Here is a 17,960-nt window from a genome sequence, read left to right as displayed (position 1 = left end):
CCGGATCGGCGCGCCTCCCGGCCCGTCGTCCCTGTTATGTCAGATGACTTCGTAGAAGCCCAACTGGCGCTGTTCCAGTTCGCGCACGGCGCGGAACGCCTCGTCGATCGCGGTCCCGGCGGTGGAGACGCCGCCCGCGTCGGCATTGGCGATCGTGATGCGCCCGAACGGCTGTCTGGCCGCGACGGTGGGCGAGACCTTCAACTCGCGGTCCTGCTCGAACAGGGTGTTGCGCCCGGTGGTGAAGCCGTGGCCCCAGCGGTTGACGGTGATCGCCAGGATGTCGCGCGCCGGGTCGAAACCGGAGCCTGACAGCGCCGCCGCCGCTTGGCTGCGCACCGCGCGCTCGAAGTGCGCGAAGGGGGTTTCCAGCAGCCCGGCCCGGGCCATGCGGAACTGGTCGTCGCCATATGTGCCCGGTTCGGGCGGGGAGCCGCCGAGCAATTCGGACAGCATCGTGCTGTTCGAGCACACGCCCGAATTGGCCCCGGTGTTGAACGCCACGACCATCGGCTCGGACGGCGAGCGCGGCGGCACCAGTTCGCCGAGATAGCGCTGCGAGGCAATACCCATGCGGCCGTAGAAAGTGCCGGGGAATGCGACGCTGCGCAGCTTGAGGGCGGCGAAGGACTCCCAGTTGCGAAACAGTACGTTGGTGGCCTGATTGACCGCGCGCACGGCCGAATGGAGCGCCGCCTTCTGCTCCTCGGGCAGTTCCGGGATGATGTAGGGCACGACGTTGTTCATGCCCGCCATAACCACGTTCTTGGCCGTCACGCGGCTGAGCTTGCCAGCGTTCATGTAGCTGATCGCGCACTCGCTGTTGTCCGGGTCGAACAGCCTGCCCTCGGCGCCGAGGTGCTTGACCGAGGTGACGATGCTGCTCAGACGGATGCGTACCGGCTGGGCCGGGCGGTCGAGCGTGGCATAATCGACGCGCTTGGTCTCGACTTCGGCGAAGGTGCCGGGCGGTAGCGCGTCGGGAATCAGCGAGCGCACCAGCAGGCGGGCGATGTCGCTGTTGCCGGCGGGAAGCGTGTAGTCGTCCTTGCGGTGGTCCTCGCCCTCGGGCGACAGCGCCGGGCGTTCCAGCCCCAGCCCCTCGAAGCCCGGCTTCATGCGGAAGAAGGCGAACCAGGCCGAGCCCATGTCGGAGCCCAGGCACCAGATACCCTCCATCAGCGGCACCACGTCCGGATGAACCCTGGCGACGTTGAGCATGTAGTCGCGGTAGCTCATCGAGCGCAGCGCGGCGACTTTCTGCTCCTTCGTCATCCCGGCCATGTAATCGACCTTGCCGCCTACGAAGTGCCTGAGGTCCTCCTTGACCTTGGCCGGGAACGGCGCGGCCGCCAGCCAGGCATCGTCGAAGCCCAGCGGCGTGCCGCCGCGCACCAGCGCGGCCTTGCCGTAGACGTCCTTGCGAAAGTAGGTCGCCTCCTGCAGCCCCATCGTGCGGTAGAGCTGGCCGTCGCTGCGGTCGCTCGGGTCGCCCTTGTCGATACCCAGCTTGCGCACGAGGTCTATCGAATCCTTCGTCCAGTGCGATGGCGCGACCATGTAGGACGAGCCACCGTTGGCGATCAGCAGCTTGCCGTTGGCGACGAATTCGTTGCGCTTGGCATGACCGCCGAAGTCGTCGTGGTTGTCGAGGATGAGGATCTTCGCCGAAGTGCCGAAGCGGTCGCGAAAGTACCACGCTGCCGATAGCCCGCTGAGGCCGCCACCCACCACGACAAGGTCGTACATCTCGCCGGTGTCCTCGCCGGCGGCGAAGCGCTCGCCGTCGCGCATGGCGTGGGCGCTCTCGAACGAGCCGGGGTGATGGCCGCGCATCCCCGTGCGCAGCGGCGGATAGTTCGCGGCCGAGATCGGCCCATCGACGTTGACGCCGCGTGCCACGCTTCCGGCCACGCCGTCTCCCGCAGCCTTGGCGAAGGCCGGACCGCCGTGCATCAGCATCGCCCCGCCCGCGGTCGCGGCGGCCACGCCCTGGATGAAGTCGCGGCGGTCGATCGGGCGGTTCATGCCCAGATCCCGGTCCTCGCCGCGAATGTCCTGATCCCTCATGTGCCTCACGCCCTTTTGCTGGTCCGGCATCGCCGGGGCTGATCCACCCGAAACGAGGGGGAGCGGGCGCGCATGGCCGGGGTCTGGTCCTGTTCCGGACGCCCGCTTTGCGGCCCATCCTTCCCGACGCCCTTGCTGCGACTGCCTTGTCCCCGCTCCCTCGGCGAAGAGGAGGCTAACAGCGGGAAAATCGCCGTGCGTACCGAATTTTGCCATTGCGGTAGAACATTCTGCCGAAATTGCCCGCGGACGGTGAAATGGGCCGCGCCTTGCCCGCGCCCTTACCCATGCCTCGCGTGAGCGCTCATACGCGGGCGGGATTCACTTGGTTGCAAGATGCTCATAAACAGCGCTTTTCCGGGCCTATTTCGCCAGAAATGCGGAAATCTCCTCTTTGTCGTCCCCGAAATGCCGCAACTGCGCCGCGCCGCAACATCGCCATAGAAATGCCATTCTAAATGGCAGGAAATGCCGACCCCCTGCAAGAAAACGGCAACACTTGAGGGCGCCCCCATCGGACGATCGTTGCTGTCGGTGGCACCTGCAAACGACGACGAAAAAACAACGAAGAACGACACGAAGAGTCGGTGGGGCCGACCCGGGACGGAGGGGATTTTTCCGCGTTCAAGGGGGATTACACAGGATGAGGAAGTTCACAAAGCTCTCGGCGGGACTGACCGCCGGTTCCGTGCTTGCGTTGATCACCGCAGTTCCGGCCGTCGCGCAGGAAGCACCAGCCGCATCCGATGCCACGGCGGCACCGGATGCCGAGGCCATCGTCGTCAGCGGACTGCGCGGTCGTCCGCGCACCGTCACCGATTCCGCCGTGCCGGTCGATGTCTTCGGCGAGGACACGATCAAGCGCAGCGCGCAGACCGACACCGTCGAGATCCTTCAAGCGATGATCCCGTCCTATTCGGTCACGCGCTCGGCCAATACCACTTCCGACACGTTCGTGCGCGCCCCGCGTCTGCGCGGCCTGCCCGCCCATGCCACGCTGCTGCTGGTCGATGGCCACCGCCGCCACAAGTCCGGCAGCGTACAGGTCAGCGGCTATGCCTCGCATTCGGCGGACTCGGCCGTCATTCCAGCGATCGCGCTCAAGTCCATCGAAGTCCTGCGCGACGGTGCCGCCGCCCAGTACGGCTCCGACGCGATCGCCGGCGTCATCAACTACCAGCTCAAGGACGCCGACCACGGTGGCTCGCTGTCGGTGCAGGGCGGGCAGTACTACGAAGGCGACGGCAAGAGCATCCAGATCGCCGGCAACATCGGCATGAAGCTGACCGACCGGGGCTTCATCAACCTGTCGGCGCAGCTCAACCACGACGACCCGACGGTGCGCGCCCGCACTTTCACCTCGTCGGCGTGGGATCCCTTCGTCGCCTACGACACCGACCCGGCCTTCGCCGCCGCCGTCGATGCGGCCGGGCTGGACTTGTCGAAGCCGCTCGAAAAGCGCGGCAAGCCGATGGAGAAGGCGGCGCGCTTCTTCGTCAATTCGGGCTACGAGCTTTCCGACAATTCCTCGCTCTATGCCTTCGGCAACTTCTCCAAGTCCAAGGGCACTGCCGTCGCCACTTACCGCGTGCCGGGCGCGAAGCAGGCGGTGCTGGACAATCCGATCCGCCTGTCCGACGGTTCGATCTACCGCTTCAAGGACGATTACCCGCTGGGCATGGCGCCGACGTTTTCCGGCGTCGTCACCGACTGGAGCGCCGCGGGCGGCTGGAAGAGCAACTACGACATGGGCGGCGGCCAGTCGCTGACGGCCGACCTCAGCGCCCGCTACGGCCGTGACAAGATCGCCTATTCGATCGATGGCACCGTCAACCCGTCGATGGGGCCGACATCGCCGACCAGCTTCGATGCCAGCAGCTACATCTCGGACGAACTCTCGTTCAACGCCGACTTCGTCTATACCCTGCCGACCGGCTTCACCCATGGCCCGCTGGTGTTCAATTTCGGCGCCGAGTACCGGCGGGAGGGCTTCGAGATCGCCCCCGGCCAGGAGGAATCCTATCTCGCGGGCACCTGGGCGACTTCCGACCCGTTCAACTTCTGCACCAACGAGGCCAGCCTTGCTGCGCGTACGCTGACCGCCAATGCGCCGACGAACCAGGGCATCAACTGCACCAGCGCCAGCGACCCGGTGTATAACGTGCTCCAGCCCGGCTCGAACGGCATCACCGGCATCTCGCCCGCCGCTTCCGGACGCTGGACGACGAACAACAAGTCGCTTTACGGCGAAGTCACCAGTGACATCACCGACCGCTGGTTCCTCGACCTCGCCACCCGCTTCGAGAACTACCGGATGTTCGGCAGCAAGCTCGTGTGGAAGGCGGCGACGCGCTACAACCTGACTGACTGGCTTGGCCTTCGCGGGTCGATCGGCACCGGCTTCCGCGCCCCCACAGCCGGGCAGATCAACATGACGCAGACCTCGATCCAGACCGTCGGCGGCGTCCAGCTCAACGTCGGCCTCTACCCGACCTCGAACGCGGTGGCGCAGTATCTGGGCGCCAATCCCCTGAAGCCCGAGCGCTCGAAGAACTACTCCGTGGGCTTCACGCTGACCCCGGCGCCGAACTTCACGCTGACGGTCGATGCCTATCGCATCAAGCTCTACGACCAGCTCTACACCAGCTCGCAGATCGTGGTGACGAGCGCGATCAAGCAGGCGATGGTCGATGCCGGGATCGTCGGCGCGGATTCGATCGACCGCATCCAGTTCTACCAGAACGCCATCGATTCCACGACCGAGGGCCTCGACGTGGTGGCCTCCTACCGCGCCGACTGGCTGGACATCGGCTCCACCAACCTGACGGCGGCCTTCAACACCAATTCCTACAAGGTGGACAAGGTTCTGGTTTCGACCGTCAGCTTCGATTCCACGACGCTCTACAACTTCGAGCACAACGATCCGAAGTGGCGGGCCAATGCCACGATCAACCAGCAGATCGGCTCCGTCTCCGTCATGCTGCGCGCCAACTTCTTCGGACCGTGGTCGCGCCAGACGACGGCGGCGAGCCATGCGATCCAGAAGTACGGCACCGAGACCCTGTTCGACGCCGAAGTCTCGATGCCGCTGATGGAGCGCCTGACCCTGACGCTGGGCGCGCGCGACATCTTCGACAACTATCCGGACGTCAACCGCATCGACGACACCAACGGCCGCACTTACGTCGATGGCGTCGTGCCCTGGCAGGGCGGCTACTACTACGCCCGGCTCAACTTCGAGTTCTGACGGCGGGATACCGCCTCAGCGGAAACCCTCCCACTCGGCCCGGAACCCCCAGCGTTCCGGGCCATTTTTTTTGCAGTCCGAGATCGTTTGGAAATTCGCTGGAGGGTAACTTCGCGGCACCGGCCCACACCCTCAGAACAGCGCCGCGCCGTTTTCGACCACCGAACGCGGCGTGACGACGATCACGTCCCGCCCCTCTCCCGGCGCGCCGAGGATCAGCACTTCGGAGCGGAAGCCCGCGATATTTCGCGCCGCGAAGTTGACGACGCAGCAGACTTGCGTGCCCAGCAGATCCTGCGGCGCATAATTCGTGACTTGCGCGCTCGACCAGCGCACCCCCAGCGGGCCGAGATCGACCGCCACCTTGTACGAGGGATTCCGGGCACGCGGGAAATCCTGCACTTCCACCACCGTACCGACGCGAATGTCCAGCGCGGCGAAGTTCTCGAAATCGGCGGTATTCTTGGCCTCGGCCGTCATGCAAATCTCCGTGTCTGTTGGCCCTTGAAGCATAGCCGGATGCGGGAAGACGATCTGCCGATCCTGCCCCGCAATTCAGTGGCTTCTACCGCGCATGTCGCCCGTTCGGCCCTGTCTTCGTCCACGAGCCGGGCCTATTTTTCGTGCCGACGCCGCCAATCCGGGAGCCCCGATGACCACCCAGACCCTTGACCGCGCCGGGCCGACTCTGCGCGATCCCTCGCTGTTTCTCGAGCGCGCCTTCGTAGCCGGGCGCTGGATCGCCGCCGATGACGGCGCGACCATTCCCGTGACCGACCCGGCCACCGGCGCGACCATCGGCACCGTCCCCGCCTGCGCCGTCGCCGAAACCCGCCGCGCCATCGCCGCCGCCGAACTCGCCCAGCGCGCATGGCGCCGCCTGCCTGCCGCCAAGCGCTGCGCGGTGATCGAGGAATGGCACCGGCTGATCCTGGCGAACCAGGACGACCTCGCCCGCATCATGACCGCCGAGCAGGGCAAGCCGCTGGCCGAGGCGGCCGGCGAAATCGCCTATGCCGCGACGTTCGTAAAATGGTACGCGGCCGAGGGCCTGCGCATCCACGGGCAGGAGATCGCATCGCCCTTCGCCGACCGCCGCATCCTCATCCGCAAGGAGCCGGTCGGTGTCTGCGCCGCGATCACGCCGTGGAATTTCCCCGCCGCGATGATCACCCGCAAGGCCGCCCCGGCGCTGGCTGCAGGTTGCGCGATGGTGGTGAAGCCCTCCGAACTGACGCCCTTCACCGCCCTCGCACTCGCTGCGCTGGGCGAGCGGGCAGGGATGCCCGAGGGGCTGCTCAGCGTCGTCACCGGCCTGCCCGCCGCGATCGGGCCGGAACTGACCGGCAACCCGGCGGTGCGGATGCTGACCTTCACCGGCTCCACCCGCGTCGGCGCCATGCTGATCGGGCAGTGCGCGGGCACGGTGAAGAAGCTGGGCATGGAACTGGGCGGCAACGCGCCGTTCCTCGTCTTCGACGATGCCGACGTCGAGCGCGCGGTCGAGGGCGCGATGGCCAGCAAGTTTCGCAATGCGGGCCAGACCTGCGTGTGCGCCAACCGCTTCCTCGTCCAGTCCGGCATCCACGACGCCTTCGTCGAACGGTTCGGCGCGGCGGTGCAGGCGCTGAAGGTCGGCGCGGGGACTGACGAGGGCGTTACCATCGGCCCGCTGATCAACGAAGCCGCACACCGCAAAGTGGCCGATCACGTCGCCGATGCCCTCGCCAACGGGGCGCGTATCGCTGCGGAAGCCGATGCGCCCGAGGGCTTCGCCGCCCCGGTCGTGCTCACCGGCGTCACCCCGGCGATGCGCCTGTGCGACGAGGAGACCTTCGGCCCGGTCGCCCCGGTCATCCGCTTCGAGACCGAGGAGGAGGCCATCGCCCTCGCCAATGCCACGCCTTACGGGCTCGCCTCCTACTTCTACACGCAGGACATGGACCGCGCCTGGCGGGTGAGCGAGGCGCTGGAATTCGGCCTTGTCGGCCTCAACACCGGCGCGATGGCTATGGAATGCGCCCCGTTCGGCGGCATGAAGCAATCGGGACTCGGCCGCGAAGGCGGCGCCGAGGGGCTGGAAGAATTTCTCGAGACCAAGGCCTTCCACTGGGCCGGCCTGAAGACGCATCCCTGAACATGAACGCCTGAGAGGAGCCTGAGCATGACCCCGCGCAACTATCGCATCGCCGTGATCCCCGGCGACGGCATCGGCAAGGAAGTGGTGCCCGAAGGCATCCGCGCGCTCGAAGCCGCAGCCAAGGCCTTCGGCTTCACCATTGAGCAAGAGTGGCACGACTTCGCCTGCTGCGACTACTACGCGCAGCACGGGCAGATGATGCCGGACGACTGGAAAGAGCGGATCGGCGATGTTGATGCGATCTACTTCGGCGCGGTGGGCTGGCCCGACACGGTGCCCGACCACGTCTCGCTCTGGGGCTCGCTGATCCAGTTTCGGCGCGAGTACGACCAGTTCGTCAACTTGCGCCCGGTGCGGCTGATGCCCGGCGTCCCCTGCCCGCTGGCAGGCCGCAAGCCGGGCGACATCGACATGATGATCGTGCGCGAGAACACCGAGGGCGAATACAGTGCGATCGGCGGCATCTCCTTCCCCGGCACGCCGCGCGAGGTGGTCATGCAGGAGACGGTGATGACGCGCTTCGGCACCGACCGCATCCTGAAATATGCCTTCGACCTCGCGCAGCAGCGCCCGGCCAGGCACCTGACCTCCGCCACCAAGTCCAACGGCATCGCCATCACCATGCCCTGGTGGGACGGCCGGGTGGAAGAGATGGCGAAGTCCTATCCCGGGATCCGCACCGACAAGTACCACATCGACATTCTGGCCGCGCAGTTCGTGATGAACCCTGACCGCTTCGACGTCGTGGTCGCCTCCAACCTCTTCGGCGACATCCTGTCCGACCTTGGCCCGGCCTGCACCGGCACGATCGGCATCGCGCCCTGCGGCAACATCAACCCCGACCGCTCGGTCCCCTCGCTGTTCGAGCCGGTCCACGGCTCGGCGCCGGACATCGCGGGCAAGGGCGTGGCGAACCCGGTCGGGCAGGTCTGGTGCGGCGCGATGATGCTGGAGCACCTCGGCGAGACCGAAGCGGCGGCCGCCGTCGTGAGCGCTATCGAAGGCGTTCTGGCGGACGAGGCCACGCGCACACGCGACCTCGGCGGGAAGGCCGATACCGTGTTGTGCGGGACGGAAATCGCGGCAAGGATCGGGTGAACGGAAGCGCCTTTGGCCCTTCCGTTCATCTCAACGATCTTCGTCATCCCCGCTAAGGCGGGGACCCAACTGATGTCCGTGCCACGGCACCGTCAGGAGATCGGTTCCCGCCTTCGCGGGAATGACCGGGAGAACGGGATGGGATGGAATGGATTTGCTCGCCTACCCGAAACGTCGCTGCGCTCGCTATGACGGGAGCAGCAGTGGCCCTCAGCGCGGCGAGAGGTGCAGTTTGACCGAAGGCTGGCCGCGCGCGACGGCGGACTTGATGACGATGTACGAAAAGTACTTCGAGACGCCGATGTTGCTCTCGAGGATTTCCTCCATCATCTCCTGGTATTCGGCGATGCCGCGCACCACGAACTTCAGCAGGTAGTCGAAGCCGCCGCTGACGAGGTGGCATTCGACCAGTTCGTCGTATTGCGCGATGCGGTGCTCGAACTTCTGGAAGTCGGCGCGGCGGTGGTCGCCCAGCGTCACCGAGGTGAACACGATCTGGCTGTCGCCGATCTTGGCGAGGTTGAGGATCGCGCTGTAGCCCGAGATGTAGCCCGCCGATTCCAGCCGCTTCACCCGGGTCAGGCAGGGACTGGCGGACAGGCCCACCCTGTCCGCCAGTTCCGCATTGGTGATCCGCCCGCTTCGTTGCAGTTCGGCCAGGATGTTGATGTCTATCCGGTCGAGCTTGGGAGCGTTGATCATGGTGCGGACCCTGTCATGGTGTGTTTTGTGTCTGATCCGGCTGTAGCCGGATTTCCGGCACCGGCCCACTCCCACGCCCGGCCGCCCGACAAGGGTACACTAGCGGGTGGCCGGGTGGGGAGTGAGCCGGTGCCGATCAAACGACAGCCGATCAATCGCCGCGCAATTCTTCCTGATGCGCCTTGACCAGATCGGCCATCGTGTTGAAGCGGAAATCGTACTTGGGCAACTCCTCCGGCGTCATCGTCGCGCCGAAGCCTTCCTGCGCGTGGCGCCGGTAGATCCAGCACCCGGCAAGACCATGGCGGTTCGCGGGCAGGTGATCGTGGAACAGGCTCTCGGCGGTGTGCAGCACGTCGCCGGGTTCCAGGCCGAGATCGGCCAGATGCGCCTTCATATAGTCGAAGTTCGCGTCCGCCGGCTTGTAGGCGCCAATGTCCTCCGCCGAATAGATCGCGTCGAATTCCACCTGCAGCTTCTCGTTGCTGTAGTGGAAGGTCTTGTTGTCGACATTCGAGAGGATGATCAGCTTGTAGTACTTCTTGAGGTACTGCAGCGCGCCGGGGGAATCCACGAAGGCCGGCCAGTTGCGCACCGAGCGGCCGTACTCCTCGCACTCGGCCCAGGACACGGGCACACCCCACTGCTCGGCCAGGCGCTTATACACGATCGGCAGGATATCGCGGTACAGTTTGCCCGGGGTCTGGGCCTGCTGCTCGGATTCGTGGCGGGCGTGGGCCTGCAGAATCTGATCCCGGGTCAGTTCGGGCGAAACTTGCGAGGTGAGGCCGCTGAGCGCCTCGATCATCCCCGATTCCCAGTCGATGAGGGTGCCGTAGCAGTCGAACGAAAGCGCCTTGAAATCACCCAACCGCATTGCGGATCTCCTTGATGTCGAGCAGGTCGTCGAGGCTCTTGCGGAACCGTTCCAGCAGGAGGTCGACTTCATCGGTGGTTATGCAGAGCGGCGGCGCGAAACCGACGATCCCATCGCCGAAAGCGCGGAAGATCAGCCCGTTGCGATAGCCGATTGCCGCAAGCTGCCTCGGCACGTCAAGCGCCGCTGCGGGTCGGGTCTTCGCCGCCTTGTCGGTCACCAGTTCGACCCCTGCGAGCAGGCCCTGTGCGCGCACGTCGCCCACCAGCGGATGGTCGAGCAGGCCCTGCAGCCCCCGGGCGAAGTGCGCGCCCGAAGCCTGGCCGTTGGCCATCAGCCCGCCTTCCTCGTAGAGCCGCAGCACTTCGAGACCGATCGCGGCGCTGACCGGATGGCCCGAATAGGTCTGGCCGTGACCGATTGCGACGCCCGCCGGGGTGGCATCGCGCATGGCGCGGTAGATGCGGTCCGACATGAACAGCGCGCCCATCGGGGCGTACCCTGCGGTCAGGCCCTTGGCGACGGTCATGAAGTCGGGCGTCAGGCCTTCGTGCTCGCAGGCGAACAGCGGGCCGGTGCGCCCGAAGCCGGTGATCACCTCGTCCACCACGAACAGGATGCCGAGGTCGCGGCAGGCCTGCTGCATGGCGGTGAGCCAGCCACGCGGCGGCACGATGACACCGCCTGACCCGACGACCGGCTCGGCGAAGAAGGCCGCGACGTTGGCCGCGCCGAGTTGCTCCACCTTGGCGGTCAGTTCGGCCACCGAGGCGGCGATCAGCGCGGCATCGTCCGCCGCATCGCTGCGATAGGCGTAAGGGCAGGAGATGTGGTGCTGCTGCGGCGTCGGCACGTCGAACCCGGCATGGAACGCGGGCAGCGCGGTCAGCCCGGCGCCGGTCGAGCTGGAGCCGTGATAGCCCCGCTCCAGCGCGATCATGTGCTTCTTGCCCGGCTGGCCGGTGACGTTGAAGTAATAGCGGATGAAGCGCACCACGCCGTCCACCGCGTCCGATCCGCCCAGCGTGAAGTAGACGTGGCTGAGATCGCCCGGCGCCCGCGCGCCCAGCTTGGCAGCCAGTTCGATCGCCGGTTCCGACGCATAGCTGAAATAGCCGGTGGCATAAGGCAGCCGCGCCATCTGCTCGGCGGCAGCGGCGACGATGCTGTCCTGGCCGTAGCCCACGTTGACGCACCACAGGCCCGAAAAGCCATCGAGGAGCACGTTGTCCTCGATATCGGTCAGGTAGCACCCCTTGCCGGATCGCAGGATGGTGGCGCCACGTTCCTCGTGGTCGCTCCAGGATGCCACCGGGTGAATCCAGTGGTCCCGATCCTGCCCCAGCAGCGATTGCATGTTCATTGCGTTCTCCTGCTTTGACCCCTTGTGTTGTAGGTGCAGGCGTTCGCGATAATGGCCGATTGCGCAGGGGACGACCGCGACTTATCCCGTTTTGCGATCGCGGCGCGGTGGATTCTGCTTTGCGGGTCCGCGCGGCGCAAATGCGTGGTTCGACGCGGGATTCCCGGCTTGCCCAGCGCGCGAACCGGCGCCGGCCCGGACCGCCACGGCAGTATCCACTTCCCGCAGGCTAGCCCGGATTGCGCGCGGTGACGATCCATGCCGCGCCGTCGATCATGACCGAGCGCTCGCCGGGGCGCGCGGCGAAGGCGGCGTGGACGGCGGATGCGCAGCGGGCGCGCACGGTTTCGTCCTGATCGGCCAGCGCGCGCGAAAGCGGGCCGACCTCGAAGGCCATCTGCACCGCATCGTCGATCGCAGCCTCGCGAGAGGGACCTTCGCCGAAGGGGATTTCGGCGTCGAAGGGGGCTATCGCAATGCCGGTGAAGCCTGCCTCGACCAGCAGACGCTCCACCCTTGCCGCATCGCCGAAGGAGAACGGACCGGGCGCTTCCGGGTCGGGCGCGGGCGGCGGCGGCAGAATGTCCCGGATGGCGCCCATCGGCAGCCGCACCCAGTCGTTCTCGGCCGCGCCGCGCCAACACACGAAAGCCAGCCTTCCGCCGGTTTTCAAGGCCGCTCGCATATGCGTGAAGGCGGCGGCGGGATCGGCGAAGAACATCACTCCGAAGCGCGAAAACAGCAGGTCGTAGGCCTGCACGGCAAGCTCCGCCGTGGCCGCGTCGTCCAGCGCGAAGTCCACCGCGCCTTCACCCAGTTCACGCGCGCGCTCGATCAGTTGCGGCGATATGTCGAGGCCCAGCACCTGGCCCTCGGGCCCAACGCGGTCGGCCAGCACGAAGCTGGACGCCCCCGCTCCGCACCCGATGTCGAGCACATGCTCGCCAGCCCGAGGATCGGCTGCCGCGATTGCCGCCTCCCCGAAAACCTCGAGCATCGCATCGAGGCGGCGCTGGTTGCTTGCCCAGCGATCACCGCTGCTGCCGCTCCAGTCGCTGACCTGATAGACCGCCGGTTTCGTCATGATCACTCCCAGTTGCGAATGATTATCAACTAGACCGAATAGACTAAGAGAACAAGTCACCGCACCCGCCGCCCGCGCGCGAAAGCAGAAGTGCGAGCGCAAATGAGCTGCGCCACACCTTGGTCATTCCCGCGAAGGCGGGAATGACGGAAAGGGGTTCAAGGGGATGATGAAGGGAGCGGCAGCACGTGGCGCATCGCCGCGCTTACGCCTGCAGCAGCTCCGGCAGCTTGCCCGACATGCCCCGCGCCTCGTCCATGAAGAAGCGCTTGAGCAGCGGCGTGCGCTGCACCGCGCCCATTCCGAGGCGGCGCACGGCGCTGGCCGTGCGGCCGGGAATGCCGAACAGGCGGGTCAGCCCGTCGGTCGCGGCCATGACCATCAGGCTGTCGAGGCTGCGCCACTTCTCATAGCGCGCCAGCATCTGCGCGTCGCCGGGTTCGAGGCCGAGGCGCATGCCGTCTGTCAGCACTTCCACCAGCGCGCCGACATCGCGCAGGCCCAGGTTCAGGCCCTGCCCGGCGATCGGGTGCATGCCGTGAGCAGCATCGCCGATCACCGCGAGGCGCTCCTCGACCACGCGCCCGGCGTGGTGGAAGCGCAAGGGATAGCTCATGCGCGGGGCCGACAGCTCGATCTTGCCGAACACGCCGTGCATGCGCTCGAACACTTCGTTCACGAACATCGCATCCGGCATGGCGCTGACGCCCGCCGCATCCTTTTCCGCGACGGTCCAGACCAGCGCGCTGCGGTGGCGGCCCTGTGCATCGTCGAGCAGCGGCAGCAGCGCGAACGGCCCGGCCGGGTAGAAGATTTCCCAGGCGGTGCCGTCATGCGGCTTTTCGTGGAACAGCCCGGTGACGAAGGCGCGGTGGTGGTATTCCCACTTCGCCAGCGCGAAACCAGCCTCGTCGCGCGTCGGCGACTGGCGCCCTTCCGCCGCGATCAGCAGCGAGCCCCGGATAACCTGGCCGTCAGAGAGTTCCACCTCGACGCCGTGAGCGCCGCGATCCTTGCGCACGGCTTCGGTGCGCACGTGCCAGGCGATGTTCGGTTCCTGCCGCGCCGCATCGAACAGCGCGATGCGCAAGTCGCGGTTGGCGAACATGCGGCCCAAAGTGCCTTCCTCGGCCTTGGGCGTGAAGTCGATGCGGCCGGGCTTCATGCCATCGGTCACCGCGATCGAGGCGATCGGGCAACCCAGCTTCTCCAGCGCCGGCGCGAGGCCGATGTTGGTGAACAGGTTCCAGCTCGCGGTCGAGATCGCCGAGGCGCGGCCGTCCGCGCCCTCGGCCACCAGATCGGCCGGATCGGCGCGGTCGACCACGTGGGCGGTGATGCCCGCCCGGGCGGCGGCAAGCGCCAGCGTCATGCCGACGAGACCGCCGCCCAGGATGATAAGATCGCGCCTTTCGGGCGCCGTGCCAGTCGTATTCGAGTCGCTCATCGCGAGCAGCTATCGGCCTCCCCGGCGTAGATGTCGAGGCACCTTCCATCCCATGTACCCGCCGGTTCGCTCAGGCCCACCAGCGCGGCGAGGGTCGGGGCGATGTCCACCGTCTCGACCGGCTGCGCCTGCTCCATGGAGGGCATCCCCCCCCGCCAGAACAGCATCGGCACGCGGCGGTCGTAGTCCCACGGGCTGCCGTGGGTGGCGGTGTAGCCGGGGACGGGCTTGGTGCCCGGCACGACGGCGCGCTTCGTCATCATCAGCACTTCGCCCGAGCGGCCGGGGTAGAACGAGGCGGCGACGCGCTCGATCTCGGTCCAGTCCTGCGGGTGACCGGCGGGCACCTTGACCTTCTTCAGTTCCTCGGCGGTATAGACGCCCGAGATCTGCGGGTTGGCCTTCAGCTGCGACACCAGTTCGGCGATGACCTTCTGCCGCTGCTTTGCGGTGAGCCCGGCGTTCAGCCAGATGTCGCCCGAAGCGCCCGCACCGTAGAGCAGCGGGCCTTCCTTCACGGTGATCCCGGTCGCCTTGCCTACCGAGGCGGAGAGCGCGTCATCGGTCAGCGAGGGGTCGAGGCGGCTGGCCTCGGGCACGCCCTGCAGCTTCATGCGCTCGGGCGCGTCGGCGCCGCCATGGTCAGCGCTGAGCACGACCGCATAGTCGATCCCGCGCGCATCCAGCGCCCCCAGCAGCTTGCCGATGGTCTGGTCCAGAACGTTCATCTGGATGCACATCTCGACGCCCTCGTTGCCGTAGGCGTGGCCGACCTTGTCGGTGGCCGAATAGCTGACCGAGAGCACGTCGGGCACATCGTCCTTGCCCAGCGGCATCTCGTCGAGCAGGCGGATGGCCATGTCGGTGGTCATCTCGTCAGTGCGCGGGCTGTTGAAGAAGCCCTTGAAATCGCCGGCCTTCAGCGGGAAGCGATACGTGCCGATGGTGAAGCCGCCCATCTGGATCGCATGGTCGACGCCGCCGCACCAGCCCGGCACCGGCAGTTCGGGCGCGCCCGCATTGACCGCGGCGGCGATCGCCTGGTTTTCCGCGACAACGGCGGGGGAGACCTTGCGATCCTCGTAGGTGACGAAGCCCTTGCCCTTGATCCAGTAGGCGGCATCGGTGGTGTGGCCGCCCATCATCACCACCGCGCGGTCCTTGAACGAGACGGCGGCGTTGAGGGACCTGGGGTTCTTCGCCTTGAGCAGATCGCCCAGCGTCGGCACCATCAGGTGGTCCGGCTTGATGACCGAATCTTCCGAGCTGCTCTTCGGGTCGGTCTCGTCCTCGGAACAATAGACCTTCTTGTCGGCGCGGGCGATGCCCGGAACGTACCAGTCGTTGGCGACGATGCCGGTGCGGTTGGGGTGCACACCGGTCAGCAACGTTGAGTGGCCGGGGCAGGTCTCGGTCGCGGCATGCGATTGGAAGCCCGAGGGGAACACCGCGCCCTGCAGCAGGCGGTTAAGGCCCTGCGAATAGCGCTCGCGATACTGCTGGAACAAGTCGGCCGAGAACTGGTCGACCGAGATCGCGACAATCAGCCTGGGCGGGGTCTGCGGAGCGGCCTGTGCCGCCGGGGCCGGAGCGGCCTCCTGCGCGAAGACGGGAGCGGAAGCGCCGAGCGCAAGAGCGACAACGAGCGAGGAGAGCGGGAGGCGCATCGGGGGAGGTTCCTTGAAATGTCCGAGCGTTGGATGCAGATGCAGCGATGACGCGATCGTCGATCAGGCGCAAGACTCGCCTAACCTCACGGAGCACCATGCAAAAGCGCCGCTACCGACTGCCTGTGACAGTTCTGTGTCACCTCATGGTGCTGCTGGGTGCCTTTATGGTCCTGTTGGGTGCCGTTTCGGTGCCCGCCCGCGCGGCGCCCCCCCATGCCCCTACGCATATCGCGGCGGAGCTGCTCGCCGGGCCGGTGAAAGACGGGAAAGCCACCCTCGCCATCCGCATGACGCCCGAGGCGGGGTGGCACGGATACTGGCTCAATCCGGGCGATGCAGGCCTAGGGATGCAGCTGTCGTGGGACGTGCCCGAGGGCGTGAAGACGGGGCAGCCGCGCTATCCGGTGCCGCAGACGCTGGTGGTTCAGGGCCTGATGAACCACGTCTACGAAAGCGAGTACGCGGTGCTGGTCCCAGTCACGGTTCCTGCCGGAAAAGGGCGGATTCCCGTGCACGTGAAGGCCCAGTGGCTGGCCTGCACCGAACAGATCTGCGTCCCCGAACGCGCCGAACTCGCGGCCGAGATCGCGCCCGGTGCGCCGCATGATCCGCGCTTCGACACGTGGACCCAGCGCCTGCCCGCGCCGCTCGATGCGCCGGCCGCTTTTGCGGTGAATGACAAGACGTTGCGCCTTGCCATCCCGCTCCCGGCGTCGGTGCCGCTGGAGGCCCCGCACCTCTTCGTCGGCCAGGACAAACTGATCGACTATGCTGCTCCGCAAGCCTTCGCACGCAAGGGCGACATGCTGCTGGTAACGATCCCCCGCGCCCGCTTCGCCCCGCAGAATGCCGCAGGAATCGACGCCGTTCTGCGCCTCGACGCCGCAGGCAACGGCATCGCCCTCACCGCCAGACCCGGCCCGGTGCCGAGCGGCGGCACCATGCTGGCGGGAAGCGAAGCGCCCAAGCTCCCCGCCCTGCCCTGGCTGCTGCTGGCGGCTCTGGCGGGCGGACTGCTGCTCAACGTGATGCCTTGCGTCTTCCCGATCCTTTCGCTCAAAGCCCTCAGCCTCGCCCGCGCGGGTGAGAGCGAAGCCCATGCGCGGATCGAGGGACTGGCTTATGCGGCGGGCGTGATCCTCGCCTGCCTCGGCCTCGGCGCGGCGCTGCTGGCGCTGCGGGCTGGCGGCGAGCAGGTCGGCTGGGCGTTCCAACTGCAGGAGCCGGTCGTCGTCGTCGCGCTCTTCGCGCTGGCGGTCGCCATCACCGCCAACCTGCTGGGTCTGTTCGAATTTTCCGTCCCGGGCTTCGCCTCGGCAGGCTCTCCGCAGGGAGCCTTCGCGACCGGCCTGCTCGCCGCATTCGTCGCGACGCCTTGCACCGGCCCGTTCATGGCGAGCGCGATGGGCGCGGCGCTGCTGTTGCCGGTCGTGCCCGCGATGACGCTGTTCGCAGCGCTCGGCCTCGGCATCGCATTGCCGTTCCTCGCCGTCGCCTTCGTGCCCGCCCTGCGCGCGCGCCTGCCCCGGCCGGGGAAGTGGATGGTGACGTTCCGGCGGGTCATGGCAGTGCCGATGGGTCTGACCGCGCTCGCGCTGGCGTGGCTGATCTGGCGCCTCGGCGGCTCGGCCTCGCTCGCCTACGTCGCCGCGCTGGCCGCGCTGGTGCTCGCCCTGCTCGGCCTCGTTGGACGCGCGCAACGCTCTGGGAAACGCGCGCTCATGCCCGCTTTCGCGACGCTGGCAGTGCTGGCGGTCGGCGTGCTGACGATGCCCGAACCGCGGCCGCAGGCGCAGGAGGATGCCTCGGTCATCAAGGCCAGACCCTTCTCGCCCGAAGCACTGGCAGAGGCACGCGCCAGCGGCAAACCGGTCTTCGTATGGATGACCGCTGACTGGTGCCTCACCTGCAAGGTCAACGAAGCCGCCGCGATCGAGCGCGAGGACACCCGCGTCGCCTTCGAAAAGGCCGGAGTCGTGGTGCTGCGCGGCGACTGGACCCGGCGCGATCCCGCGATCACCCGCTACCTCACCGAACAGGGCGCGGCGGGGGTTCCCCTATACGTCTGGTACGGCCGCGACGGCCGGGCCGAAACGCTGCCTCAGGTGCTCACGCCCGCACTGCTGGAGGAAAAGGCAAGATCACGTCGTCCCGGACTTGATCCGGGACCGCTGGCCGTGACCAGCCCACATAGCTTCAGGGCGCCCGGCACAGCAGCGCCCACCTAAAGACAGCCACCGGTCCCGGATCAAGCCCGGGACG

At 67.1% G+C, this 17,960-nt stretch carries 12 protein-coding genes; 4 read left to right on the top strand and 8 right to left on the bottom strand.

Annotated features, from left to right (window positions below; genetic code table 11):
- Positions 1 to 39: 39 nt before the first annotated feature.
- Entirely contained in the window at positions 40 to 2,070 is a 2,031-nt protein-coding gene (locus ACYPYD_RS00965; RefSeq protein WP_459661747.1) for an NAD(P)-binding protein, read from the bottom strand.
- Between the two features lie 643 nt (positions 2,071 to 2,713).
- On the opposite strand from ACYPYD_RS00965, the gene ACYPYD_RS00960 reads away from it, so the two are divergent.
- Entirely contained in the window at positions 2,714 to 5,317 is a 2,604-nt protein-coding gene (locus ACYPYD_RS00960; protein ID WP_459661746.1) for a TonB-dependent receptor plug domain-containing protein, read from the top strand.
- A 132-nt stretch (positions 5,318 to 5,449) separates the two neighbouring features.
- On the opposite strand, the gene ACYPYD_RS00955 is transcribed toward ACYPYD_RS00960, so the two are convergent.
- The gene (locus tag ACYPYD_RS00955; protein WP_459661745.1) at positions 5,450 to 5,797 is read right to left on the bottom strand and encodes a tRNA-binding protein; all 348 of its coding nucleotides are present in this window, start codon (positions 5,795 to 5,797) and stop codon (positions 5,450 to 5,452) included.
- A gap of 172 nt (positions 5,798 to 5,969) precedes the next feature.
- Here ACYPYD_RS00955 and ACYPYD_RS00950 point away from each other — a divergent pair, with 172 nt between their 5' ends.
- Positions 5,970 to 7,454, top strand: coding sequence for an NAD-dependent succinate-semialdehyde dehydrogenase (locus ACYPYD_RS00950; RefSeq protein WP_459661744.1), 1,485 nt, complete (start codon positions 5,970 to 5,972; stop codon positions 7,452 to 7,454).
- A gap of 27 nt (positions 7,455 to 7,481) precedes the next feature.
- Positions 7,482 to 8,555 carry a tartrate dehydrogenase gene (locus tag ACYPYD_RS00945; protein WP_459661743.1) on the top strand — a complete coding sequence of 358 codons (1,074 nt, stop codon included), beginning with the start codon at positions 7,482 to 7,484 and terminating at the stop codon, positions 8,553 to 8,555.
- A gap of 210 nt (positions 8,556 to 8,765) precedes the next feature.
- On the opposite strand, the gene ACYPYD_RS00940 is transcribed toward ACYPYD_RS00945, so the two are convergent.
- The 6 genes from ACYPYD_RS00940 to ACYPYD_RS00915 form a co-directional block, all read right to left on the bottom strand.
- The gene (locus ACYPYD_RS00940) at positions 8,766 to 9,257 is read right to left on the bottom strand and encodes an Lrp/AsnC family transcriptional regulator (RefSeq protein WP_459661742.1); all 492 of its coding nucleotides are present in this window, start codon (positions 9,255 to 9,257) and stop codon (positions 8,766 to 8,768) included.
- Positions 9,258 to 9,408: 151 nt separating this feature from the next.
- Complete coding sequence (locus tag ACYPYD_RS00935; RefSeq protein ID WP_459661741.1) at positions 9,409 to 10,134, bottom strand: haloacid dehalogenase type II; 726 nt, start codon at positions 10,132 to 10,134, stop codon at positions 9,409 to 9,411.
- Positions 10,121 to 11,497, bottom strand: coding sequence for an aminotransferase class III-fold pyridoxal phosphate-dependent enzyme (locus tag ACYPYD_RS00930; RefSeq protein WP_459661740.1), 1,377 nt, complete (start codon positions 11,495 to 11,497; stop codon positions 10,121 to 10,123). Before ACYPYD_RS00930 ends, ACYPYD_RS00935 begins: the two co-directional genes overlap by 14 nt.
- Before the next feature lie 229 nt (positions 11,498 to 11,726).
- Entirely contained in the window at positions 11,727 to 12,581 is an 855-nt protein-coding gene (locus tag ACYPYD_RS00925; protein ID WP_459661739.1) for a class I SAM-dependent methyltransferase, read from the bottom strand.
- Positions 12,582 to 12,786: 205 nt separating this feature from the next.
- Positions 12,787 to 14,028 carry an FAD-dependent monooxygenase gene (locus ACYPYD_RS00920; protein WP_008829699.1) on the bottom strand — a complete coding sequence of 414 codons (1,242 nt, stop codon included), beginning with the start codon at positions 14,026 to 14,028 and terminating at the stop codon, positions 12,787 to 12,789.
- A complete protein-coding gene (locus tag ACYPYD_RS00915) occupies positions 14,025 to 15,695 on the bottom strand; it encodes an alkaline phosphatase family protein (protein ID WP_008829700.1) in 1,671 nt (556 codons plus the stop codon). Before ACYPYD_RS00915 ends, ACYPYD_RS00920 begins: the two co-directional genes overlap by 4 nt.
- A gap of 98 nt (positions 15,696 to 15,793) precedes the next feature.
- On the opposite strand from ACYPYD_RS00915, the gene ACYPYD_RS00910 reads away from it, so the two are divergent.
- Positions 15,794 to 17,926 (top strand): protein-disulfide reductase DsbD family protein, encoded by a 2,133-nt coding sequence (locus ACYPYD_RS00910; RefSeq protein ID WP_459661738.1) that lies wholly within the window; start codon positions 15,794 to 15,796, stop codon positions 17,924 to 17,926.
- The last annotated feature ends 34 nt before the right edge of the window (positions 17,927 to 17,960 follow it).

Source organism: Novosphingobium sp. 11B, assembly GCF_054589055.1.
Note: the sequence above shows the minus strand (reverse complement) of the source record. Positions and strands in the feature narration are given on the sequence as shown.

Bases quoted from the DNA above. Each gene is read 5' to 3' on its own strand.
- ACYPYD_RS00940 (WP_459661742.1), bottom strand. From the start codon at position 9,257: ATGATCAACGCTCCCAAGCTCGACCGGATAGACATCAACATCCTGGCC.
- ACYPYD_RS00910 (WP_459661738.1), top strand. From the start codon at position 15,794: ATGCAAAAGCGCCGCTACCGACTGCCTGTGACAGTTCTGTGTCACCTC.
- ACYPYD_RS00960 (WP_459661746.1), top strand. From the start codon at position 2,714: ATGAGGAAGTTCACAAAGCTCTCGGCGGGACTGACCGCCGGTTCCGTG.
- ACYPYD_RS00955 (WP_459661745.1), bottom strand. From the start codon at position 5,797: ATGACGGCCGAGGCCAAGAATACCGCCGATTTCGAGAACTTCGCCGCG.
- ACYPYD_RS00965 (WP_459661747.1), bottom strand. From the start codon at position 2,070: ATGAGGGATCAGGACATTCGCGGCGAGGACCGGGATCTGGGCATGAAC.
- ACYPYD_RS00935 (WP_459661741.1), bottom strand. From the start codon at position 10,134: ATGCGGTTGGGTGATTTCAAGGCGCTTTCGTTCGACTGCTACGGCACC.
- ACYPYD_RS00920 (WP_008829699.1), bottom strand. From the start codon at position 14,028: ATGAGCGACTCGAATACGACTGGCACGGCGCCCGAAAGGCGCGATCTT.
- ACYPYD_RS00930 (WP_459661740.1), bottom strand. From the start codon at position 11,497: ATGAACATGCAATCGCTGCTGGGGCAGGATCGGGACCACTGGATTCAC.
- ACYPYD_RS00925 (WP_459661739.1), bottom strand. From the start codon at position 12,581: ATGACGAAACCGGCGGTCTATCAGGTCAGCGACTGGAGCGGCAGCAGC.
- ACYPYD_RS00945 (WP_459661743.1), top strand. From the start codon at position 7,482: ATGACCCCGCGCAACTATCGCATCGCCGTGATCCCCGGCGACGGCATC.
- ACYPYD_RS00950 (WP_459661744.1), top strand. From the start codon at position 5,970: ATGACCACCCAGACCCTTGACCGCGCCGGGCCGACTCTGCGCGATCCC.
- ACYPYD_RS00915 (WP_008829700.1), bottom strand. From the start codon at position 15,695: ATGCGCCTCCCGCTCTCCTCGCTCGTTGTCGCTCTTGCGCTCGGCGCT.